This window comes from Helicobacter sp. MIT 11-5569 (assembly GCF_000765695.2).
Lineage (GTDB): Bacteria > Campylobacterota > Campylobacteria > Campylobacterales > Helicobacteraceae > Helicobacter_D.
Map to the genome: position 1 here is coordinate 1 of NZ_JRPB02000008.1, position 22,269 is coordinate 22,269.

Annotated in this window: 21 protein-coding genes and 1 tRNA gene; 15 read left to right on the forward strand and 7 right to left on the reverse strand. The window is 34.3% G+C overall.

Features of this window, described 5'->3' with window-relative positions:
- Window positions 1–143: 143 nt before the first annotated feature.
- The 3 genes from LS70_RS07135 to LS70_RS07145 form a co-directional block, all read right to left on the reverse strand.
- Window positions 144–485: a hypothetical protein gene (locus tag LS70_RS07135; RefSeq protein WP_034289396.1), complete on the reverse strand. Its 342-nt coding sequence runs from the start codon at window positions 483–485 to the stop codon at window positions 144–146.
- Between the two features lie 202 nt (window positions 486–687).
- On the reverse strand, window positions 688–1,299 hold the full coding sequence (locus tag LS70_RS07140; protein ID WP_034289398.1) for a hypothetical protein: 612 nt from the start codon (window positions 1,297–1,299) through the stop codon (window positions 688–690).
- Window positions 1,300–1,340: 41 nt separating this feature from the next.
- Complete coding sequence (locus LS70_RS07145) at window positions 1,341–1,715, reverse strand: hypothetical protein (RefSeq protein WP_034289401.1); 375 nt, start codon at window positions 1,713–1,715, stop codon at window positions 1,341–1,343.
- Window positions 1,716–1,906: 191 nt separating this feature from the next.
- On the opposite strand from LS70_RS07145, the gene LS70_RS07150 reads away from it, so the two are divergent.
- The 5 genes from LS70_RS07150 to LS70_RS07170 all read left to right on the forward strand — a co-directional run bounded on the left by LS70_RS07150 (window position 1,907) and on the right by LS70_RS07170 (window position 9,155).
- Window positions 1,907–3,052 carry an MFS transporter gene (locus LS70_RS07150; protein WP_034289404.1) on the forward strand — a complete coding sequence of 382 codons (1,146 nt, stop codon included), beginning with the start codon at window positions 1,907–1,909 and terminating at the stop codon, window positions 3,050–3,052.
- Window positions 3,052–5,448, forward strand: coding sequence for a dynamin family protein (locus LS70_RS07155; RefSeq protein WP_052083372.1), 2,397 nt, complete (start codon window positions 3,052–3,054; stop codon window positions 5,446–5,448). The genes LS70_RS07150 and LS70_RS07155 overlap by 1 nt, the downstream gene beginning before the upstream one ends.
- Complete coding sequence (locus LS70_RS07160; protein WP_236096456.1) at window positions 5,438–7,459, forward strand: dynamin family protein; 2,022 nt, start codon at window positions 5,438–5,440, stop codon at window positions 7,457–7,459. The genes LS70_RS07155 and LS70_RS07160 overlap by 11 nt, the downstream gene beginning before the upstream one ends.
- A gap of 82 nt (window positions 7,460–7,541) precedes the next feature.
- A complete protein-coding gene (locus LS70_RS07165) occupies window positions 7,542–8,351 on the forward strand; it encodes a J domain-containing protein (protein WP_034289409.1) in 810 nt (269 codons plus the stop codon).
- Between the two features lie 9 nt (window positions 8,352–8,360).
- Window positions 8,361–9,155, forward strand: coding sequence for a hypothetical protein (locus LS70_RS07170; RefSeq protein ID WP_052083374.1), 795 nt, complete (start codon window positions 8,361–8,363; stop codon window positions 9,153–9,155).
- 91 nt (window positions 9,156–9,246) lie between these two features.
- On the opposite strand, the gene LS70_RS07175 is transcribed toward LS70_RS07170, so the two are convergent.
- The 4 genes from LS70_RS07175 to gap form a co-directional block, all read right to left on the reverse strand.
- Window positions 9,247–10,458, reverse strand: coding sequence for an acetate/propionate family kinase (locus LS70_RS07175; RefSeq protein WP_034289412.1), 1,212 nt, complete (start codon window positions 10,456–10,458; stop codon window positions 9,247–9,249).
- Between the two features lie 10 nt (window positions 10,459–10,468).
- On the reverse strand, window positions 10,469–11,464 hold the full coding sequence (pta, locus tag LS70_RS07180) for a phosphate acetyltransferase (protein ID WP_034289415.1): 996 nt from the start codon (window positions 11,462–11,464) through the stop codon (window positions 10,469–10,471).
- 87 nt (window positions 11,465–11,551) lie between these two features.
- Window positions 11,552–12,820 carry a glucose-6-phosphate isomerase gene (locus LS70_RS07185; RefSeq protein ID WP_034289418.1) on the reverse strand — a complete coding sequence of 423 codons (1,269 nt, stop codon included), beginning with the start codon at window positions 12,818–12,820 and terminating at the stop codon, window positions 11,552–11,554.
- On the reverse strand, window positions 12,820–13,815 hold the full coding sequence (gap, locus tag LS70_RS07190; protein WP_034289421.1) for a type I glyceraldehyde-3-phosphate dehydrogenase: 996 nt from the start codon (window positions 13,813–13,815) through the stop codon (window positions 12,820–12,822). The genes LS70_RS07185 and gap overlap by 1 nt, the downstream gene beginning before the upstream one ends.
- A gap of 224 nt (window positions 13,816–14,039) precedes the next feature.
- Between gap and LS70_RS07195 the strand changes: the two genes are divergently transcribed.
- The 10 genes from LS70_RS07195 (at window position 14,040) to tmk (ending at window position 22,228) form a co-directional block, all read left to right on the forward strand.
- Window positions 14,040–14,336, forward strand: coding sequence for an HU family DNA-binding protein (locus LS70_RS07195; RefSeq protein WP_034289424.1), 297 nt, complete (start codon window positions 14,040–14,042; stop codon window positions 14,334–14,336).
- A 52-nt stretch (window positions 14,337–14,388) separates the two neighbouring features.
- Window positions 14,389–14,465 (forward strand) — tRNA-Arg (locus tag LS70_RS07200).
- Between the two features lie 88 nt (window positions 14,466–14,553).
- On the forward strand, window positions 14,554–15,258 hold the full coding sequence (locus LS70_RS07205) for an SIMPL domain-containing protein (protein WP_034289427.1): 705 nt from the start codon (window positions 14,554–14,556) through the stop codon (window positions 15,256–15,258).
- Between the two features lie 139 nt (window positions 15,259–15,397).
- Complete coding sequence (locus LS70_RS07210) at window positions 15,398–16,657, forward strand: amidohydrolase family protein (protein WP_034289435.1); 1,260 nt, start codon at window positions 15,398–15,400, stop codon at window positions 16,655–16,657.
- Window positions 16,658–16,666: 9 nt separating this feature from the next.
- Window positions 16,667–17,500 carry a mechanosensitive ion channel family protein gene (locus LS70_RS07215; protein WP_034289438.1) on the forward strand — a complete coding sequence of 278 codons (834 nt, stop codon included), beginning with the start codon at window positions 16,667–16,669 and terminating at the stop codon, window positions 17,498–17,500.
- Window positions 17,500–18,735: an aminofutalosine deaminase family hydrolase gene (gene mqnF / locus LS70_RS07220; RefSeq protein ID WP_034289443.1), complete on the forward strand. Its 1,236-nt coding sequence runs from the start codon at window positions 17,500–17,502 to the stop codon at window positions 18,733–18,735. Before LS70_RS07215 ends, mqnF begins: the two co-directional genes overlap by 1 nt.
- A 13-nt stretch (window positions 18,736–18,748) precedes the next feature.
- Complete coding sequence (locus LS70_RS07225) at window positions 18,749–20,158, forward strand: phosphomannomutase/phosphoglucomutase (RefSeq protein ID WP_034289446.1); 1,410 nt, start codon at window positions 18,749–18,751, stop codon at window positions 20,156–20,158.
- Window positions 20,159–20,160: 2 nt separating this feature from the next.
- Window positions 20,161–21,165 carry a dihydroorotase gene (gene pyrC / locus LS70_RS07230; RefSeq protein WP_034289449.1) on the forward strand — a complete coding sequence of 335 codons (1,005 nt, stop codon included), beginning with the start codon at window positions 20,161–20,163 and terminating at the stop codon, window positions 21,163–21,165.
- Window positions 21,165–21,662 (forward strand): pantetheine-phosphate adenylyltransferase, encoded by a 498-nt coding sequence (gene coaD, locus LS70_RS07235; protein ID WP_034289452.1) that lies wholly within the window; start codon window positions 21,165–21,167, stop codon window positions 21,660–21,662. Before pyrC ends, coaD begins: the two co-directional genes overlap by 1 nt.
- On the forward strand, window positions 21,662–22,228 hold the full coding sequence (tmk, locus tag LS70_RS07240) for a dTMP kinase (RefSeq protein ID WP_034289455.1): 567 nt from the start codon (window positions 21,662–21,664) through the stop codon (window positions 22,226–22,228). The genes coaD and tmk overlap by 1 nt, the downstream gene beginning before the upstream one ends.
- Window positions 22,229–22,269: the final 41 nt, after the last annotated feature.

Here is a 22,269-nt window from a genome sequence, read left to right on the forward strand (position 1 = left end):
TGATGGCTTTTGTGATTTTAAAGGAGACAGAAGGAGAAGAGGTGGGATTTATTGTTAGGGTGAGGTAGGAATTAAGATTCATTGGGTGTCCTTTGGAATCATTGGGATTATCCTTTAAGAAGTTGGGGGAACGCAAAACCCCACTATTTAATATTTACTTTATCTTCTAAAAAGGCTTTACCTTGCAAAGATAGAGGGAAACCTGTATCACTTAAACTTAAATATAATTTTTCACAAAGAACAATATCATCATTATTGATATTTAATAAATGAGAAATACTTTCAACACTTACAACTTTAACACAAGGAGCATTTACTCCCGCAACCGTTCTTGTGCAGCCAATTATATTTGCGTTCAGTAAGTCATTTTTGGTAATAGCTTTAATAGAATCCTTAATCACTAGACTTCTACCATTATTGGATTTTAAAACTACTTTACCATTGTGAGGGCATACAACAGTATCACTTGTAGTAAGTGGGGTCATAAAAGCCTTTCATAATTAATGCTTTTGGAATTATATCATATTTGTTTTATTATAGTTTTTAATGTAAGTAACGCCTTATAATCTAAAAGAATCTCACTCTTTGTTTCTTTTTCTCTTGTTTTTGCTTTCCTTGTATCCCACCTTAATTCGCTATCTAGTCTAAAAATAGCAAGTTGTAAAAGCTTCATTTTTGTAGAACTAATCATGCTTCAAACCTAAAAGACGCACTTGTCGCACTCATTGAACCAAAAAATACACTAGAGTTATCAAGCTTTTTACCTACCCATTGTGCATTAAGCTCTTCATAAGAAGCAGAGATTGTAAGCGCATTTTGGTTTTTAAGCCAATCTGAAACAATAGGATTGTTTTGGTTTTCTTTTGGGATTCCAACAAACATTTCAAGGTTAGAATTTAGTAGATTTTTGAGATTAGAAAGCAAATGCATCGGATTGCTTGATACATCTTGTTTTTGTGGATTTTGCAAGGCATTAGAATCGCCATTTGTTTCAAATAAGAAAAGCATATTATTTAATGCTTTTTGTAGATTTTCGCCAATTTTACTTAAATCTCCATCAAAATCCACATTAAAGGTTTGCCCCTCTAACAAGTTTTTTAGGGCAGAGATGCGTTCTTGTTGTCCGTTTGTGAGTTGGTGTGCAAAGTTTTTGCCAAGCGCAAGTTGGCTTTGGGCTTTTACTCTATTGCCATTTTTATCAGAAAATTCTGCATTAAAACTTGCAACAAAAGTAGCAGAATATTCAAAGGTTTCCAAGTATTCGCCACTTTTGCTATCATAACTTAGGCTATAAGTCATGCTTTCTGTAAATTCAAAACTACTAACATTAAAAATAGAACCTATGTAAATGCCACACCCTTAGAGCCTCCTGGAGCATCTGCGGCTGAAACGGGTAGTTTGGAGTTTGCTACAATCATATCTAGCGTGGATTTTACATACTCATCATCCCCGGCTTTGATTGCGTCATCTAGGTTTTTTAGGATTAAGTTCGCTAAACCACTCATACCTTTATCCATTACCGGGCTGATATTATAAACGCTTTGTTTAGATTTGTCGCTGATAGTAGTTACATTGGAATCTTGCGTGCCTGCTTTTGCATTGTTATTTTCTGTTTTCTCGCCATTATCACGTCCTTTAGCGATTCTTGGTTTGAGATTGTCAAATGCGTTTGCAAAAGAATTGTTAAAAAGATTATTTTGAAATGAAATTGCCATTTGGGAATCCTGCCTTTTATGAAAAATCTTGATAGAATAATATCGTAAAAACTAATAAAAACTTAATAGGAATCAAATTTTGTAGTTTGACTTAATAGCGTTTTTTGGATAAATATTAAGAAGAACAAACTTTACAATATTTTTAACTTTTTTGTCCTAAAATTGTATCTAAACGAAAAGGAATTAAACGCTTGAAAAACTACACTTTACTTGTTGTTGTGCTAAGTGCAATGGTTACAATTTCTAGTCTGTATGTTACGCAGCCTATCCAACCACTTTTGGCAGAAATTTTTGAAATCTCTATTGCGCAAGTTACGCTTTTCACATCTGTTGTGCTTTTGGCTCTTGCTGTTGCACCTATTGTGTATGGATATTTGCTAGAAAAATTTGATACGCGCATTATTCTAACGACTGCACTAACTTGTATTGGAATCTTTCAGTGTTTGCTTTGTTTTGCGCAAGATTACAGCACCTTTTTGACTTTACGCATTTTAGAAGCTTTAATCATTCCAGCAGCACTTACAGCTACACTAACAACAGCCACACGCCTAGATACACAAAATATGCAAAAAGTTATTAGTATTTATGTTGCTTCTACTATATTTGGGGGAGCTTTCTCGCGTATAGGTAGTGGGCTTATTACTTCTCTTTTTTCGTGGCAGGTAACTTTTGCACTTTTGGGCATTATGACGTTAGGTGTTGCGTTTATGTCGTATTATCTTCCTAAAAGCACTAAGCTAAATCACACGAAGATTACACCAAGAATTTTTGTAGATTTTTTGAAAGATAAGCGTTACGCTTTGCTTTATATGGGTGCTTTTTTGGTATTATTTTGTTTTCAAGGTGCGCTAAATTTAATGCCTTTTGAAATTAAAGCTATTGACCCAAATATTTCTACGGCAAAAATTGGATTTTTATACACAGGGTATAGTATCGGGATTGTTACAGCACTTCTTGCAAGTTATATCACAAAAATTGCAAAAGGTTCTTTAAACGCGATTGTGCTAGGATTTATTATTTTTGGTGCAGCACCACTATTAATGTTGATTCCAGATTTTTGGTGGATGTTTTTTTCTGTTTTTGTGCTTTGTATTGGAATGTTTATCGCTCACTCTGTGCTTTCAGGCTTTGTTAATAGTCTTCAAAGAGAGAAAAAAGGCATTACAAATGGGTTGTATTTAGCATTTTATTACACAGGTGGGACTTTTGGCACAACATTGCCTAGCTATTTATATAAAGCTTTTGGGTGGGAAGTTTTGTGTTTTGCATTAAGTGGAATCTTATTTGGGAGTGCGTGGCTATTTTATGCTTATCGTAAAATCTTTAAAGGAAATTAATGGAACAAAATCTAACAACATTTCAAGAGCATTTTCAAGATTACTATAAAGAAGTCGTCCCTTTGGGGAATTTGCACATTTTAGAACAAAGTAACGCAAGCGAAATTTTAGCAATTTTTCTTAGCCTTGATATGCAAGGTTTTAACACTTTTTGGCAGAGTGAAACTCTCCAGCAACTTTGTGAGAAATATTGCAAAACTTTAAGCTTTAAAGGAATTTTGCAAGTGCAATACACTTTGCTTTTAAATGTGCAAAAGGCATTTTTAAAGCAACCAAAAGCCACACAAGAGATTCTTAAAAACACACTTTTAAATTTTGAAATTTTAGAACGCGAAAATCTCACACAAAGCGAAGTTTTAGATTCTATTAAAGCATATTTTAATGCCATCATTGCAACAAAAATTGCACAAAAAGAAGCAAGTGATTCCACTCAAGATTCCAAACAAACAATCTCGCAAAAACTCATAGAAGATTTTTTAGATGAAAGTTTAAAAATTCTTCAATCACAAAAAGATGTGCTAACAACGCACATTGCAAAAGATTTTACATATTTGCTTTCAAATTTAGCCCCTTTGGAATCCCTTTTGCAAAAAGTGCAAAATCAGCATTTTTCTATCGGAATTACAGGAGTTTTAAGCTCTGGCAAAAGCACACTTTTAAACGCACTTTTAGGCAAAGAGATTTTAGGAAGCTCTACGATTCCAGAAACTGCAAGCCTTACGATTTTAAAATATGCTAAAACTCCAAGTGCGCGCGTGAGTTTTTGGAATACGCAAGAATGGGAAGATTTGAAATCAACAATGGAAGAATCTGCGCTTTTAGCACTCTTTAACAATGCAGAATTTAACGTAGCTTTTAAAGAATATGTGCAAGATTCCACATACACTTTAGAAATCTCTATTGATGAGCTTCCTAAATACACTTCTGCAAATCACCCAAGTAAAATTTGTAATTTGATTAAAAAAACGATTCTTTTTACTCCGTTAAAATTTTTAGAAAATAATGTCGATATTGTGGATACTCCGGGACTTGATGACCCGATTATTCAGCGTGAAGAAATTACAAAAAATTATCTTTTAAATTGTGATTTGCTAATCCATGCAATGAATGCAGCACAAAGTGCCACACAAATTGATAGAGATTTTATTTTGCAAGCCTTGCAAAATGCAAATTTATCAAGAATCCTTATTTTGCTCACACATGCAGATTTGCTTGAGCAAAAAGACTTGCAAGCAGCTTTAGACTATACAAAACAAAGCATTAAAGCGGCACTTAAAAACTCCCAAAATAATAGCGATATAGAACTTCTTTTTGAGCGTTTGGATTTTATCGCTCTTGCAAGTTATCCTGCTTTAATTTGTCAAAGCGACCCTAAAAAGGCAGAAGAATTGGGCTATAATTTGGAGGATTCTAACTTTAATGCGCTAATTGCGTATCTTAATCAAACACTTTTAGGAAAAAATAGCACAAAAGCAAAAGATATTATTTATCTATGTGCGCAAGGCTTTAAGCGTGTGTATCATGATATTGAAAAAGCAATTTTGCTTGAGCAAAATTTGTTATTTGCTAAAGAAGAAGAAGTGGAATCGCAAATCATCAATGCAAAAAAAGAAAAAGAACAGAGTCAAAATGCGCTAGATTCTGCAAAAAATGCGCTAGATTCTGCAAAACTGCAATGCAAAGAGTTTTCAGCAACTCTGCAAAATCAGCTTGACCAAAAATTACAAAATGCCCAAAACCTTTTAAATGAGCGTGTGTATGCTGATATTATTTATGAATATGAAAAAGGCAGAATCCCAAGCAATGAGCGTTTAGAATATTTGCTAGATTTAGGGCTAAAAGACCTTTTGAGCGAGATTTTACGCTTTAGCGCACAAAGTGTTGAGAAGAAAATTACGCAACTCTCTTTACAACTTCAGACGCATTTGGAGAGTATTTTGAAAAATGACGATGAGATTGTGCAAAAAAAAGATTTTAATCTTCATCTAAACCCCATTTTATTGCAAAAAACAAAGGCTAAGATTCTAAATAGAGTAATAAAAACTGCAAAATCTTTTAATAAAAATAAAAAAGACGCATTAAAAAGCACTCTTGAAACAGATTTTAAAGAAGGATTTTTAGAATTTATTAGTGCTTTAATCCATCAAAGTAATGCGCTAGAAAATGAGTATATTACGCACTTTGAAGGTCTTTTAAATACTGCACAACAACAATTAGAGTTAGATTTAAAATCCAAAGAAAATATTTTGCAAAATGCAATTAATAATCTGCATTCTAATACCGCTCAAAAACAAGAGCGCGAACAAACACTAAAGCAAATGGTGCATTTATTAGAAGAAAACTTACAATCTCTCAATGCTTTACAATACTACACAACAAGGGGAAATGATGCTTAAATCCTATATTCAAGATTGCAAAACTTTACAAGAAAAATTTGAGCAAAAATCTCCCACGCAAAAGCTTATTGTCCGTTGTCAGAATCGATTAAATTCCAATGATTATAATCTAAGTTTTTTTGAAAGTTTAGAGCAAAAAAGCACAGAACCTATGCAAATTGCAATTATCGGGCAATTTTCAAGTGGCAAAAGCACATTTTTAAACGCGCTTTTAGGGCAAGATATTTTGCCCACAGGCATTACGCCCATTACTTCAAAAGTTTGTAAAATTTGCTATGGAGAGGATTATATTTTAGAGATTCTTTATAAAGATGGCAAAAAAGTCTTACAAAATGTAGAATTTTTACACAAACTCACACGTGAAAATTCAAAAAACATTGATTATTTTTGTTTGTATGCCCCGATTTTTCTACTAAAAGAGATTAATTTTTTGGATACTCCGGGCTTTAATTCTCAAAATTCTGATGATACGCATGCGACATTAAAAGTCTTAGAACAAGTTGATGGAATCATTTGGCTAACGCTGATTGATAATGCAGGGAAAAATAGTGAAAAAGCACTTTTGAAAGATTTTAGCTCGCATTTTGCACAAAAAAGTTTATGCGTGTTAAACCAAAAAGATCGTCTAAAAAATGAGGAAGAAATTCAAACAAGTGTAGAATATGCAAAAAGCGCGTTTGAGGGAATTTTTTCTAGTGTGATTCCAATCTCTGCTAGACTTGCTTTAAAGGCAAGGTTAAATACCAAAGAAAAATTCTTTGAAACTTCGCTCTTGAATTTAACGCATAGCATTCAAGATATTGCCTTAAAGCGCACAGATTCCACTCTAAGTATTCAAGAATCTCTGCAAAGATTAAATGCGCTTTTTTGTGATACTCAAGAAAAAATCAATGCACAATCTTCCAAAGAAGAGGATTTTAAACATTTAATGCAAGATTCCAATATGCCTTTAATCTTTGATTTTTTAAATCAAACGATTAAGCCAAAAGCTAATCTTGCAAAATCGCATAGCACTCTTAAACGTTTAAAAGAAATGCATGTTCTTTTGCATTTGCAATATCACAAAATTAACCAAAATTACAAAAATCTTCAAAATATTTTGCAGCAAAGTAATATTGAATTTGCCCAAAAATGTGGCATTTCTAAAGCACAAGAACAAAAGATTTTTAATGAATTGTATTTAAATTTAGATATGCTGCTTGATAGTTTAGCACAAAAGATTTTTAATGCTTTAGAAAAACAAAGTATTGATTTTAATCAAAGTAAAAAGACTTTTCTAGGCACAAAATCCACAACGCAAAACAAAGAAGTTACGATTCTGCCTTTAGAAAAAATCCGTATTGCTTTGCAAAATCAAGATACGCAGCTTGTTAAAGATTATAAAGCCATTAGCGTAAAAATCAAAAATTTCTTAGATTTGTTTATAGATTCTATCCACCAAAATACAAACTCTTTAGCGCAAAAAGTTTCCACTTGGCAAGATTCTGCTCCAAAATCCCTTGAACTTTATCTTGTCGCTCCACAAAGCCAATCTTTGCAAAATTTATACCATTTTGCGCAACATTGCTATGAAAATATTTTGACAGATTTTAATAATAATGCTCTTATTGTTACTTCTTTTTTGCGTAGTGAGCTTAATGTGCTTAGTAATTTTTTGTCCCTAAATTACAATAATGCTATTGATTTGACGCTAACACGACTTGATTTAAAAATTAAAAACGCAATTTCTAAACATCAAGAAAATCAAGAAGAATTTGCACTTTTTAATCCAACGCTTGAAAATGTGCGTGAATCACTCAATGAAGCGTTTTGTTTTGAGCAATTTCAAGCACGACTTTTTGGTCCAATGAATTCCTTAAATAAAGCCTATGCGCAGTTTTTAGAGAGAAGCGAGCAAACCACAGAATCTAAAATCCAGCTAATTACACAAGTTTCTTTTATGCTTAAGAAAGAAGTGGATAAAATTCTACAAAACCTAAAGGAAATTCAAGCGCAATCTCTAACACTTTGAAAAGGTGGAACCAAAATTGCTTTAATATCTTGAAAAGTGCTAGAAATAGCACAAATTAGGAATTTAAAAACAAAGGAATGTAATGAAGGTAGAGCTCTTAGAGCCATACATTCAAATCAGCATTGAAAAAGAATCGCAGTTTTTAAAACGTGCGGTAGATTTTGCTTATAAACATTTTTCCAAAGCATATCGTTTATCAAGCTCTGTGCTTATTTTAGACGATGGAGAACGTTATAAAAAGGATTATTTTTTGAATTGGGCTTACCATGTCGCAATGCAAGATGAAGCAAAAAAAGGGAATCCAGATTTTCAAAGGATTATTGATAGTAGTTATCTTCCTATTCGTATTAAAATGGTAGAAAATCGTGCGGTGTTAGAACATATTGTTGTTTCTTTGCAAATTATCCAAAGTTCTTTTGGGGATTCTCAAGTTTGCTTAAAATTAAGCCGCCCAAATCGTCTTGCTAGACGTTATTTAAGCTCACTTTTTAGAGAGTTTTTACTGAGCTACACAAAACAAGAAATTTTTTTAGATTCTTCTAGCCCTTATTTTTGGGAGAAGCTTATTGGGGCAATTTCTGTAAAAATTATCCATAATATTGTCTTGGACTTTGATTATGAGACTTTTAAGACACACAATACTTTTGAATGTTTTGAGGAATATTTAACTAAAGAAGAAAAATTGCTTAAAAAAAGTTATAAAATTTTAGGGTGCGGCTATAATGATGATTTTGAATGTGTGAAGAATCGCTACATTGAGCTTGCTAAAACCTATCACCCAGATAATGTTTATGGACAAGATAAAAAAATTATTGATGGCTATGCTGAAAAATTTCGCTTAATCAATGAGGCATATGAAAATATTAAAACTAACTTTAAACGTGTCGCATAAGGAGAGAAAATGTCTGATACATCTAAAAATAATCAACAAACTCAAGAGTTTTCAAGAAAAGTAGAATCCAGAAAATCAGAAATATTACCAGAAGTTTTAGTAGAGAGCTCTCAAGATATCAAGAAGAGTAGCTTTTTGCCTCTTTTGACACTCATTGTTGTGCTGATTCTATTAATTTTAGGCGGTGGATATTACTTCTTAAATCAACCCAGCGGACAAGCACTCCTTAGCAAAGCTCAAAATATTTTGGGAGGGGTTATGCAAAATTCTACTTTGGATTCTACACAAGATTCTAATATGGTTGCAACTTATGCTAAAGATGATGAGATTAGACGATTGCAGAACGCGCTTTATCAAAAAGAGCGTGAGCTAGAAAACCTTGCACATTCTTTAGAAGGGCTAAATACTTCTGTTAAAGAAATTCAAGATTCTAAACAAAACACAACGGCAAAATTGCGCTACACCATTAAACCAAAACGACAAATTATTACAGAGTGTTTTTCTATGGAAATTGGAAAATGGGATATTCCAAAAAGCTGTTTGTTATCTATTGCTACAAAAGTAGATAAAGAATTGCAAAATGATAAACGCGTTGTTGCTTTTGAAGTGCAAGGAATCGTAGATACAAATCCTTATCGTGGGCTTTCTCCAGAGCTTAAACAAGAGGGTTTAGCAAGTTTTAGAGCATGGAATGCAATCCGTTCTATTAATGAAAAAATTCCAAATGCTACTGTTTTTGAAGGTCCAAGTTTGCAATTAGCAAACAAACGTGGTTATAGCGTCAAAGCATATTTTGTTGATTGATACTTATTTGGAATTGATGAGGTTTATATATAGAAGCGTGCGCAAAAATTAATCCTACTTCAATGGCTTAAGCTTGAAGTAGGATTTAAGTTTAATTATGGGTTTTTCCTAAAACTAGAGCTCGTGTATCACGCGCAATCATTAATTCTTCATTTGTTGGAATCACGCAAACTTTAACCTTAGAATCTTTTGTAGAGATGATTCCTTCTTTGCCTACTGTATCAAGGTTTGCTTGTTCATCAAGTGTGATTCCTAAGAATTGTAAATGTGAAACGATTTTTCCGCGAATGAATTTTGCATTTTCACCCACACCAGCACAAAATGCAATCGCATCTACACCTGTCAATGCTGCTGTATAAGAACCAATATATTTTGCTACACGATAAGCAAAAACTTCTCTAGCAAAGCGTGCTTTTAAATTTCCTCCTTCATCGGCTGCCAATAAATCTCTAAAATCACTAGATAATCCAGAGATTCCAAGAACACCAGATTTTTTATTTAAGATATTTAAGACTTCTTTGGTGCTTATATTTTCTTTTTGTGCAATATAATCAATAATTGCTGGGTCTAAATCTCCGCTTCTTGTTCCCATTACAAGTCCTTCAAGTGGAGTTAAACCCATACTTGTATCAATGCTTTTTCCATTTTCAATTGCACAAATACTTGAACCATTACCCAAATGGCAAGTGATAATTTTGGAATTGTCTAATGGAATTCCTAAAAATTCTGCCGTTCTTTTGGAGACATAACTATGGCTTGTTCCATGGAATCCATAACGGCGGATTTTATATTTTTCATAATATTCATGAGGCAAACCATAGATATATGCGCGTGGAGGCATAGTCTGGTGAAATGCTGTATCAAAAACTGCAACCATAGGTTTATTTGGCATTAAATTTTGACAAGCGCGGATTCCAAGTAGGTGCGCGGGATTATGAAGTGGAGCTAAATCTGCGCATTCTTCAATGTGGCGGATTACTTCATCATTGACAAGAGCAGATTGCGTAAAATGCTCACCGCCATGCACGATTCTATGTCCTGTTGCTTTGATTTCATCTAAAGATTTTAGGATTCCATCTTTTGGATTAATGAGCGCGTTTAATACAAGTTTCACTGCCACTTCGTGGTCTGGCATATCCACATTTTGCGTTGTTTTATCTCCGCTTCTTGGTTTGTAGCTAAATTGCCCATTTGCAATTCCGATTCTATCGCATAACCCAGAAGCTAGCACTTCTTCTGTTTCTGTATTAATAAGCTGATATTTAAGGGAAGAACTTCCACAATTAATAACTAAAATATCCATTTTTTCTCCTTTAATTTTGGTGTGCTTGTAATGCGGTGATAGCAATTACGCCAACAATATCATCACTGCTGCAACCGCGTGATAAGTCATTGACTGCGCCTGCGATTCCTTGTGTGATAGGTCCATAAGCTTCTGCATTAGCGAGTCTTTGAACAAGTTTATAGCCAATATTACCTGCATCTAAATCTGGGAATACAAGCACATTTGCACGACCAGCAATTTGGCTATTTGGAGCTTTAGATTTACCGACACTTGGAACAATTGCTGCATCAAGTTGAAATTCTCCATCAAGCGCAATATTTGGTGCTTGTGCTTTTGCAATTTGTGTTGCTTCGATAACTTTATCGACATCTGGGTGTTTCGCACTTCCTTTTGTAGAATGCGAGAGCATTGCAACAACAGCTTCTTTTCCGACAAGGGATTCAAAACTTTTTGCAGAATCAATAGCAATAGAGGCTAGTTCCTGTGGATTTGGATTTTGCACTAAACCACTATCGGCAAAAATAAAGATTCCATTTTCTCCATAGTTACAATTTGGAACAACCATTAAGAAAAAGGCAGAAACAAGTTTGGAATCTGGCTTTGTTCCTAGGATTTGTAAAGACGCACGCAAAACATCAGCGGTGGAATTTACAGCACCCGCTACCATTCCATCAGCAACTTTACTTTTGACTAAAGCCACGCCAAAATAAAGAGGATTTTCTAATAAAAGTGCGCGTGCAGATTTTTCGCTTAAACCCTTGTGTGCTCGGAGTTTTACAAATAATTCTACATAGGATTCTAATGCGTCACAGCTTTGAGGATTGATAAAAGTTGCTTTGCTTAAATCTAGCCCCTTTCCACGCTCTTTAATAGCATTTTCATCACCAATTAAAATAATCTTTGCGATTCCCTCTTTTAGTGCTGTGTGTGCTGCTTCTAGTGTGCGCAAATCTTCTGTTTCTGGAAGAACAATAGTTTTTAGATTCGCTCTTGCTTTATCCTTAATGCTTTGAATGAAATCCATGAGTTACCTTTGTGTTTAGATGTGTATTAATTGTAAGATTTTTTGTAATAAGTAACGTATAAAATGGTAAAAAAAGTGCAAAAAAAATTAAGAGTGTGTAAATTTTTCTCTTAATATCTTTTTTCCAAACTCGACACCGGGTTGATTATATGTATCAATTTGTAACAAGATTCCTACACAAGAAGTAAGAAGTTCATAATAAAACACCAATGCACCCACACTTTGTTCATTAAGCGTATCTAAAATAATAGAATCAACAGGCACATTTTGGGACATTATGCTTTCTTTTGTAGAAATACATTGTAGTTTTAGAAGTCGATTAAAAGAAGTTTGATTGACAAAATCTGTGCTTTCTAAACCTTGTAGGCTAATATCTGGAATATAAAGGGGTTTTTGTGAGAGATTTTCCACACTTAAGAATGTAACCGTTTTGTTTGCTGGTCCTTGCATAATCAACTGCAAAAAGGAATGTTGGTCAATACTTCCAATAAGTGCAATAGGAGTTAAGCCTCGCTTTTGTTGATAGGTATCAAATTTGCCTAATGATTCTCCCCAAAGTTGCACATACCAAGCATTGAAATCGCGGAATACGCTAGAATAAGAAAATAGCACATTGATAGGATAAATTGTCTCATTTTTAGTGAGAAAAAGTGCTTTTTTAAGAATGTTATCTTTGCGTTTTATGAAGAAATTGTCGCTAATTTGCTTTGCTCCTTGTAAAATTGCTTGAATATCGTAGCCTAAAATTGCCAAAGGGAGTAAGCCAACAGCACTAAGAACAGAGAATCTCCCGCCAATATTTGGAGAAATAGTAATATTTTGGATTTGTTCTTGCAAACACCATTTGTGCAAAGGAGAATCTAAATCTGTAATAACAGCTAAATGATGTTTTCTATCGCTTTTAAGTAAGGAAAAGCGCGCAAGAATATATTTAAAAAGTGAAGTTGTTTCTATTGTTAATCCAGATTTTGAAATAACGATAAATAGCGTATCTTCGTATTTAATACGGCGCAAATCTTTTTGAATCATAATAGGGTCGGTGTGTTCTAAAAAGCGCAATTTAATTTTTTTGCGATTATTTTGATGAGAAAGTAGGGCATCAATAGCTTTTGTCCCTAGTGAGCTTCCACCAATACCGACAACAATAACGTTATTGATAGAATCTAAAAATTCTGCATTACGTTTTAGATAATCAAAGATTTCTTGATTATCTTTAAAAGGTAAATCATAATAGCCGCTAAGTTGGCTATTGCGCTCGACCAAGACTTTTTGAAAGAATAAATCTAAATTATCTTTTTCAAAAAGATTAGAATAGTTTTGTGAAAATTTTTGATAAGTATTTGATAAATGAATCATTAAATACTTTGCCCTACATAGCTCGCCATATCTACTAGACGCGTAGAATAGCCCCATTCATTATCATACCAAGCGACAACTTTGAGTTGATTATCATTGACAACTACGGTGCAATCTGGCACAAAAATACTACTATAAGTGCTACCAATAAAATCTCCCGAAACTCTCTGTTCATAATCGACTAAGATTAGGTCTTTAAAATTGCTTTTCGCTGCTTCTTCAAAGGCTGTATTAATGGAATCCTTGCTAACTGCTTTTTGTGTTATGCAGGTTAAATCGACTACGCTTACATCTGGTGTTGGGACACGGATTGCAAAACCATTAAGCTTGCCTTTAAGTTCAGGCATTACAAGCCCAATAGCTTTTGCTGCGCCTGTTGAAGTTGGAATCATATTTAATGCTGCGGCTCTTGCGCGGCGCAAATCTTTGTGTTTAGAGTCTAAAAGGTTTTGGTCATTTGTGTAGCTGTGGATTGTCGTCATTAAACCACTTAGAATCGTAAAATTATCGTGTAGCACTTTTGCAATAGGAGCAAGGGCGTTTGTGGTGCAGCTTGCATTAGAAATCACTTGTTCGCCTTGATAGCTTGTGTGATTAACGCCATAGACAAAAGTTGGTGTATCCGTAGCAGGAGCAGAAATCACTACGCGCTCAATTCCATCATAAAGATGCGCACTTGCTTTGTCTTGTGCATTAAAAGCACCTGTGCATTCAATCACGAGTTTTGCGCCATATTTTCCAAAATGCGTTTCTTTAATATCACGCGTGCTGATGATTTGGATATTATCTTGCTTTCCGATTCGAATTGTATTATCGCTTAACTTTTCAATTTCACTATTTTTTTGCACGGAATCGTAGCGCAATAAATGCACGAGCGTATCAATAGGCATTGTTGTGTTAATGGCAACAAGCTCTAAATCTGTGCGTTCTCCTAAAATTTTACTTACACATAAACCAATGCGCCCTGTTCCATTTACTGCAACTTTTAATGCCATAGATTCTCCTTAAATTTTTAAAGTAATCGTAAATATTAGTGGAAAATTCCTTACAAGTTCATAAGTGGCAATGGTTAAAAATTGGAATCACTATAGTAAAATTTTTTACGCAAAAGTCATAAAAATACAATAAATTCAAAAATTTTTGTCTAAAAGTCTTGAAAATTCCAAATAATGTGCTAGAATAATGCGTTTTTAACTAAAATTCAATTTGGAGGTTCAAAATGAACAAATCAGAATTTGTTGACTTGGTAAAACAAGTTGGAGAATTTGAAACAAAAAAAGAAGCTGAAAAAGCAATTAGTGCATTTACTGCTGCTGTTGAAAAAGCACTTTCAAAAAAAGAAAGCATTGAGCTTGTAGGTTTTGGTAAGTTTGAAACAGTTCTTCAAAAAGGAAAAGAGGGGACAGTTCCAGGAACAACTAAAAAATACAAAACACAAGATAAGTTCGTGCCAAAATTTAAGGCTGGAAAAGGTCTTAAAGATGCAGTTGCTGCTGCTAAAAAAGGCAAAAAATAATTCTCTCTTCGTCCCCTTTGGGGGCTTTTAATCACCTTAATCTCTTATCAATGTCCTCGTAGCTCAGCTGGATAGAGCACACGATTCCTAATCGTGAGGTCATGCGTTCAAATCGCGTCGGGGATACCATAATCAAACAATTGAGAAATTTTTAGGTAGAATACATAATAGATTTTTGGAATCTAAATTTAATATCAGCAATTTTTAAGGATGTGCTATGGATAAAGTTAGTGTGTTGCTTTTAGGCTTTGCTTTAGTAGTGAGCAGTGTTGTGCTGGGGTTTAGCGCAGATAGAGTGATGAAAGATTTTAAATCAGGCGAGCGTAGCGTTATTGTTAAAGGTCTTAGCGAAAAAGAAGTGCAAGCAGATGTTATGATTTTTCCAATTATATTTTCGCGCGCTAATAATGATTTAAACGCTTTATATAAGGAATTAGAAGCAGATGGGGAAAAAGTTTTTGAATTTTTAGAAAAACTTGGTTTAGCAAAAGAAGATATGAGCTTTGCGCCACCTACTGTTAATGACAGATTAAGTGAATTGTATGGAGAAAATCAAAAGGCAACTTATCGTTATGTGGGTTCTGGGAGAGTTTTAATTTATACAAAAAATGTAGAAAAAGGCAGAGAAGCGTTAGAAAAAATCGTGAAGCTTGGTATGGATGGAATTGTGGTTCGTATTAATCAATACGAAGTGGAGTATATTTATACGCAACTTAATGCAATAAAGCCCCAAATGATTGAAGAAGCAACGCTTAATGCTAGAGAAGCAGCGGCAAAGTTTGCTAAAGATTCTCAAAGCCAGTTGGGCAAGATAAAAAGAGCAACACAAGGGCAGTTTAGCATTTCAGACCGCGATAAAAATACACCTTATATTAAAAATGTGCGCGTTGTTTCTACGGTGGAATATTACTTAGAGGACTAATTATAGAATTAATTAGGGTATGATTATTTTGTTTCTGTAATTTTAGTAGAATATAATTAGGAGATAAAAATTTTTAAATTTATTAAATTTTAGCTTGAAATTTGCCATAATTGCCAAATTTATTTTAGTAAGGGTGCGTATGATAATCAAAGGAGCAATGATTTGTGATGCAAATGGAGAGCAAAGAGGGGATGTGCGCATTGAAAATGGCAAGATTACACAGGCTATTAGAAGTATTTTGCCACGAGATGGTGAAGAGGTTTTAGATGCGGAAAATCTTGTTTTATTACCGGGCGCAATTGATTTAAATACGCGTGTTAGCAATGGAATCTTAAGTAAGGAAAATTTGTTAAAACTTTCTCATAAAGCTGCAATGGGTGGTATTACACAAGCAGTTTTAATGCCAGATTGCAAACCTACATTAAGTAGCGAGCTAGGATTAGAGTTATTAAATGCTATTAAAGAAGAATTCAAAGCAGAAATTATTGGAATCGCAGAAGCTGTTAATGCGGAATCCAAAAAAGGATTAAACGAGCTTGCGCTCCTTTATAAAAAAGGAGCAAAAGGGATTTTTGCAAAATCAAATACAGATGGCAATTTGCTAAGACGCGCATGCGAGTTTGCAGAAATGTTTGATGCGCCAATGTTTTTTGCTTGTGAAGATGAATCATTAAGCGCAAATGGCGTAATGAATGATGGTGAGCTCTCATCATTATTGGGATTACCAGCGATTCCAACATTAAGTGAGACAAAAGAAGTCGCACAAATGAGTGAGATGGCGCGTTTTATGGGTGTTAAGGCAGTGTTTTTAGCAATTGCTGCGCAACGCAGTGTTGAGATTGTTCAACAACTAAAAGCCGCACTAAATAAAGAAAAAAATCAAAAAGTGGAGTTGCATTTACAAACATCTATTCATCATCTTTTATTAACTGAAAATTTATGTAGCAACTACAATACAGCTGCAAAAATTAAACCCCCACTAAAATCTGAATCTACACGTAAGCAATTAGTTAGAAGTCTTAAAAAAGGCGATATTACACTTTTGACTTCTTTGCAGTCAGAAAAATCACTCGCACAAAAAGACTTAGCTTTTGAAGAGGCGGCGTTTGGTGTAGATATGATTTCTTGTTTTATGGGGCTTTGTTATACGCTTCTTGTCAAAACAGAGCATTTAACACTTAGTGAATTTAGTAGAATCTTAAGTTTTAACCCAGCAAACGTATTGGGCTTTGCGCATAAAGGGTTAATAGCACAGGGTTATGATGCAGATTTGGTGTTATTTGACCCAAAAGCAACAACAGCGATTGAAGATATGGAATCCCCTTATTGTGATTGGATTGTCTATGGAAAGGTTAAGAGGGTTTTTGTGGGCGGTAAAGAGGTTATGCTTCAAGAATAAAGGACTAAAATGGAAGGAAAGTTACTATTAATTTGGGATAAGTTTATTGATTGGTTTTTTGGATTTTTGCCAAATATTGTCAGTGCTTTATTTATCCTTATTATTGGCTATTATGTTGCCAAAGTTTTTTCAAAATATGTTGCAAAGTTTATTGTTAGAACAACAAAAGATGAAACTCTAAGTGGATTTTTAAAAAATGTAGCATTTGTGGGGATATTGGTATTGGCAATCATTACAGCACTTACAAATCTTGGCGTAAAAACAACTTCTATTATTGCAGTATTAGGAACGGCGGGTTTGGCGATTGGTTTATCACTTAAGGATTCCTTGTCAAATTTGGCAAGTGGAATCTTAATTGTCGTGTTAAAGCATTTTAGAAAGGGAGATGTTGTTACGCTTGGTTCGATTACAGGCAGGGTTCAAGAAGTCAATTTGTTTCAAACAAAAATTACAACTTTGGACAATCAACTTGTGATTTTGCCAAACTCTATGATTGTTTCTGCGCCGATTATTAATGTGAATGCAAATCCAACACGCCGTTTGGATTTAATATTTAGCGTATCTTATACAAGTGATTTGGATAAGGCAAAGAGTATTTTAGAAGAGATTTTTAATGCTGAAGAAATTGTATTAAAAGACCCTAAGCCCCTTATTGGAGTAGATGTATTAAATGCAAGTAGTGTAGATTTTATGGTGCGTTTTTGGGTGAATAGTGAGGAAGTGCTTAACGCAAAGCTTGATTTGTTACAAAAAGTCAAAATACGTTTTGACACAGAAGGGATTGAGATTCCATATAATAAGCTTGATATTAATTTAAATGCACCTTTAGAAAGTAAGCCATAATGCAAATTATTGGTGCAGATTTTGTTGTGTTATGTGATAGCGCATTTAGCGTGATTAAAAAAGGTGGAATCTGTTTTGATACACAAAGAATCCTAGAAATAGATTCCTATGAAAATTTATGTGCAAAATACAAAGGCATACAATGCACTTATTATGATTCTTGTGCGATAACGCCAGCTCTAGCAAATCCGCATTTGCATTTAGAATTTAGCCAAAATGCTGGAATCTTAAAATTTGGAGATTTTGGAGAATGGCTAGATAGTGTGCTAACACAAAGAGAGGTGTTAATGCAAGGCGATTTGCAAAATGCTATGCAACAAAGTCTGCAAGAATGCTTAAAAAGCGGTGTAGGTTTTATAGGAGCAATTTCAAGCCATGGAGCAGATTTGGAGGTTTTAGCCAATTCTCCTTTGCGCGTAATGTATTTTAATGAAGCAATTGGTTCAAGCATAGAAGCATTAGATTTTTTGTATCAAAATTTCTTAGCGCGTTTAAAGGATTCCAAAAGTAAAGCTAGCGCGCGTTTTATTCCAGCAGTTGCGGTGCATTCCCCTTATTCTGTGCATCCAAAATTGCTAGAAAAAGTGCTTGATGTTGCAAAAAAAGAAAATTTACCTTTGAGCGTGCATTTTTTGGAATCTTATGCAGAAAAGGAATGGCTAGAGTCAAGCAGTGGTTATTTTAAAGGGTTTTATGAGAGATTTTTTCATAAAGAAGTGCAAACTTTTTATTCTGCAAAAGAATTTTTACAAGCCTTTAATGGGATAGAAAATGTGTATTTTACGCATTGTTTGGAAGCAGATGGAGAGATTTTAGAAAGGATTAAAGCACAAAAAGGGAAGATTATATCTTGTCCTAAGTCTAATCGTTTGTTAAATCATAAATATTTAGATTTACAAGCAGTTAAAAAAGCGCAGATTCCATTTTGTCTTGGCACAGATGGCAAAAGCTCTAATGATTCTTTATCGCTTTTAGATGAGCTAAGAATCGCACTTTTTGCTTATGCAGATATGCCTTTAGAATTCCTAGCAAGGGAGCTGTTATTAAGCGTTACGCGTAATGTATTTGTGGATTCTACATTGCCATTAGGAGAGTTAAAAGTAGGGAATTTTTCGGATTTTTCAGTGTTTAAATTACTAAAAGTTGATACATTTTTAGCACAACATTTAATTTTGTATGCCAAAGAAGCGCATAGATTGTATATTCAAGGTGTGGAAGTTTTAGAATCCAAATAATTAGGGAAAGAATATGGAGAAATTAGCAATTTTTAGAGAGTATGATATTCGCGGAATCTATGGGGAAGATTTGGTGCGAGAAAATGTTGTGCGTATTGGATATTTAATTGGGCAGGAGTTGCGTAAAAAAGGCGGAGCAACTTTGGGCGTTGGTTTTGATGCGCGCACACATTCAAGAGAAATTTTTAAGTGGTTTTGCGATGGTGTTTTAGCAAGTGGAGTAACCCCTTATAATCTAGGGGAGATTCCAACGCCGGTGGGTTATTTTGCGTTGTATTGCGAGTTTGAAGGGGGTTTGCATTTAGATGGAAGTGTGATGATTACAGGTTCGCACAATCCTCCACAATACAATGGTTTTAAAATCACGCTTTTAAAAGAACCATTTTTTGGAGAAGCAATTTACGCATTAGAAAAAGATTTTTACGCGCTTGATTTTGATGTTGTCACACAAAAGATTCCAGAAAATTCAAACATTAAAACATTAAATGTGCTAGAGATGTATGTTGCATTTATGTGCAAGGAATTTTCGCATTTAAAAGGCTTTAAGATTCCTATTAGTATAGATTGTGGCAATGGAATCGCTGGAGTTGGAATTACTAAGATTTTAGAGCATTTAAAAATTGGCTATGAAGGGTTATTTTTAGAACCTGATGGGAATTTTCCAAATCACCATCCAGACCCTAGTGAAGAAGAGAATCTTAGATTTTTGCATAAAAAAGTGCAGCAAACTAAGGGAATTGGATTTGCCTTTGATGGCGATGGGGATAGGCTTGCAGTTGTGAAATATACTCCAAATGAAAATAAAGTGTATAAGGGAGATGAATTAGCGATTATTTTTGCCTATAAGATTCCAAATCCTGTGGTGATTGGTGAAGTTAAATGCTCACTTAATATGTATGAAAGTATTGATAAGATTGGCACGAGTATCATGTATAAAACAGGGCATAGTAACTTAAAAGTCAAGCTCAAAGAAACAAATGCGCATATGGCATTTGAAGTGAGTGGGCATATTTTCTTTAATGATAGATATTTTGGTTTTGATGATGCGACTTATGCAGCATTGCGTGTTTTGGAGCTTGTGTATGAAGAAGGTATGGGGTTTGATAAAGTGTTAGAGAAATTGCCTTCTTTATATTCTACAGATGAAATTAAGATTCCAACTACTGAAAATGAAAAATTTGCTATTGTGGAGCGTTTAAAAGAAGTATTAAAAAATCCTAATACACTTCCTATAAATTTTCCAAGAATTGTGGATATTGTTAGTATTGATGGTGTGCGCGTAATTTTTGAAGAAGGGTGGGGATTAATTCGTGCGAGTAATACAACACCCGTGCTTGTAACGCGATTTGAAGCAAAAAGCCAGCAATCTTGCGTGCTGTATCAAAAAGTTTTGTTGGAATTATTAGAGCATATAAAGGAATAAAAATGGAGAAAATTATTTTACAATCCCCTTATGATATGCATTTGCATTTAAGGGATACACCGCTTTTAGAAAAGGTTGCAAAATATACAGCGCAGTATTTTAGTGGCGCACTTGTAATGCCAAATCTAAATCCCCCAGTTGATAGCGTGGAGCTAGCTTTGGGCTATAAAGAGAGAATCTTAAAAGCATGCAATGGAAATGATTTTATGCCTTTGATGTCTTTATATCTTACAGAGAGATTAGATAAAGGGGTTTTAAAGCGTGCTAAAGAAGTTGGAATAAAATTTATCAAACTCTATCCAAAAGGTGCTACAACAGGAAGTGAAAGTGGTGTGAGTAGGGTTTTAGATGATAAGATTCTGCAAATTTTAGAATATGCGCAGGATTTGGGATTGATTTTAAGCATACATGGAGAGAGTAATGGCTTTTCAATGGAGCGTGAAGCGGAATTTCATCCTGTATTTGTAGAGCTCGCCACGACTTTTCCGCAGTTAAAAATTATTTTTGAACATTTAAGTGATGCGCGCTCTATCGCACTTGTAGAAAAATATTCTAATCTTTTTGCAACACTGACTTTACATCATATCAGTTTGTGCTTAGATGATGTTATTGGTGGGGGATTAAATCCACATTATTTTTGCAAGCCTATTTTAAAAACTCCAAAAGACCGCGATGTGCTTTTGCAAATTGCATTAAATGCGCATTGTAAATTTTCTTTTGGTAGTGATTCCGCTCCGCATTTAAGAGAAAATAAAGAAAATGCGAAAGGAGCTGCTGGAATCTTTAGCGCGCCTTTTGCGCTTTTAGGGCTTGCAGAATTATTTGATAAGCATAATCAATTAGAAAATCTTCAAGCTTTTGTGAGTGAAAACGCACAAAGGATTTATGATTTGCCTAAAAGCTCCAAAATTGTTACATTAATAAAAAAAGCCACACAGATTCCACAAGAGATTAATGGCATTGTGCCAATTTTTACTGGAAATTCTCTTTCTTGGAGTTACGCATAATGCCAAAGATTGCAATTTATCCGGGCACATTTGACCCAATTACTAATGGGCATTTAGATGTGATTGAGCGTGCTTGCAAGCTTTTTGATGGGCTAATTATTGCAGTGGCAAAATCTAGCAGCAAAAACCCTCTTTTTAATTTAGAAGAGCGTGTGAAAATGGTAAATCTAGCTATTATGGAATCTCAAAATATCGCTTCAAAGATTTGTGTGCATTCTTTTGAAAATCTCATTGCTGAATTTGCAAAAGAACAAAGAGCTAAGATTTTAGTGCGTGGGCTTAGAGCGGTGAGTGATTTTGAGTATGAATTACAAATGGGATATGCAAATGCGTCTTTAAATAAAGAGCTAGAGACGATTTATCTAATGCCTTCTTTGCAAAATGCTTTTATTAGCTCAACGGTGGTGCGTTCTATTTTTACACATAAGGGAGAGATTGCACATCTTGTGCCAAAAAGTGTTAAAGATTATATCGTGCATTTGGATAAGGGGTTTTAATGTATATTGCATTAGAAGGGATTGATACTGCGGGTAAAAGCACGCAAATTACACTTTTAAAAGAAATTTTTAAAAATGCGATTTTTACTTTTGAACCCGGAGCAACACCTCTTGGGCAGCAAATTAGAGAGATTTTATTAACAACTGAAATTCTAAGCTCTAAAGCAGAAATGCTACTTTTTCTAGCAGATAGGGCAGAACATTACGCAAGCGTGATTGCGCCAAATGTAGATAAATTGCTCATTAGTGATAGAAGTTTGATTTCTGGAATCGCGTATGCAAAGGGTTTTGATTTTCAATTATTGGAATCTTTTAATGCTTTTGTCATGGATAATATGTTGCCTAATAAGGCGATTTTGCTTGAGGTTGATAAACAAACACTAGAATATCGCCTAAGCCAAAAAGGTAAAGATAAGATTGAACAAAGAGGAATTGCTTATCTTTTGGAGCTTCAAGAGCGTTTAAAAGAAACAATGTTGCATTTAAATGTGGAATCGCTAAGCATTAATGCAAGTTTGCCTAGAGATTCTATAACTACGCAGATTGTAGAGTTTATCAATTCCTAATGCGCTGCTTATTATGTGGAAAATTCTCTTTTAAGATTCTT

Coding starts and splice junctions, on each gene's coding strand:
- LS70_RS07135 (WP_034289396.1), bottom strand. CDS start 485: ATGACCCCACTTACTACAAGTGATACTGTTGTATGCCCTCACAATGGT.
- LS70_RS07210 (WP_034289435.1), top strand. CDS start 15,398: ATGATAATCAAAGGAGCAATGATTTGTGATGCAAATGGAGAGCAAAGA.
- pta (WP_034289415.1), bottom strand. CDS start 11,464: ATGGATTTCATTCAAAGCATTAAGGATAAAGCAAGAGCGAATCTAAAA.
- LS70_RS07175 (WP_034289412.1), bottom strand. CDS start 10,458: ATGGATATTTTAGTTATTAATTGTGGAAGTTCTTCCCTTAAATATCAG.
- LS70_RS07195 (WP_034289424.1), top strand. CDS start 14,040: ATGAACAAATCAGAATTTGTTGACTTGGTAAAACAAGTTGGAGAATTT.
- LS70_RS07215 (WP_034289438.1), top strand. CDS start 16,667: ATGGAAGGAAAGTTACTATTAATTTGGGATAAGTTTATTGATTGGTTT.
- LS70_RS07225 (WP_034289446.1), top strand. CDS start 18,749: ATGGAGAAATTAGCAATTTTTAGAGAGTATGATATTCGCGGAATCTAT.
- mqnF (WP_034289443.1), top strand. CDS start 17,500: ATGCAAATTATTGGTGCAGATTTTGTTGTGTTATGTGATAGCGCATTT.
- LS70_RS07165 (WP_034289409.1), top strand. CDS start 7,542: ATGAAGGTAGAGCTCTTAGAGCCATACATTCAAATCAGCATTGAAAAA.
- LS70_RS07160 (WP_236096456.1), top strand. CDS start 5,438: ATGATGCTTAAATCCTATATTCAAGATTGCAAAACTTTACAAGAAAAA.
- pyrC (WP_034289449.1), top strand. CDS start 20,161: ATGGAGAAAATTATTTTACAATCCCCTTATGATATGCATTTGCATTTA.
- LS70_RS07170 (WP_052083374.1), top strand. CDS start 8,361: ATGTCTGATACATCTAAAAATAATCAACAAACTCAAGAGTTTTCAAGA.
- gap (WP_034289421.1), bottom strand. CDS start 13,815: ATGGCATTAAAAGTTGCAGTAAATGGAACAGGGCGCATTGGTTTATGT.
- tmk (WP_034289455.1), top strand. CDS start 21,662: ATGTATATTGCATTAGAAGGGATTGATACTGCGGGTAAAAGCACGCAA.
- LS70_RS07140 (WP_034289398.1), bottom strand. CDS start 1,299: ATGACTTATAGCCTAAGTTATGATAGCAAAAGTGGCGAATACTTGGAA.
- coaD (WP_034289452.1), top strand. CDS start 21,165: ATGCCAAAGATTGCAATTTATCCGGGCACATTTGACCCAATTACTAAT.
- LS70_RS07185 (WP_034289418.1), bottom strand. CDS start 12,820: ATGATTCATTTATCAAATACTTATCAAAAATTTTCACAAAACTATTCT.
- LS70_RS07205 (WP_034289427.1), top strand. CDS start 14,554: ATGGATAAAGTTAGTGTGTTGCTTTTAGGCTTTGCTTTAGTAGTGAGC.
- LS70_RS07145 (WP_034289401.1), bottom strand. CDS start 1,715: ATGGCAATTTCATTTCAAAATAATCTTTTTAACAATTCTTTTGCAAAC.
- LS70_RS07155 (WP_052083372.1), top strand. CDS start 3,052: ATGGAACAAAATCTAACAACATTTCAAGAGCATTTTCAAGATTACTAT.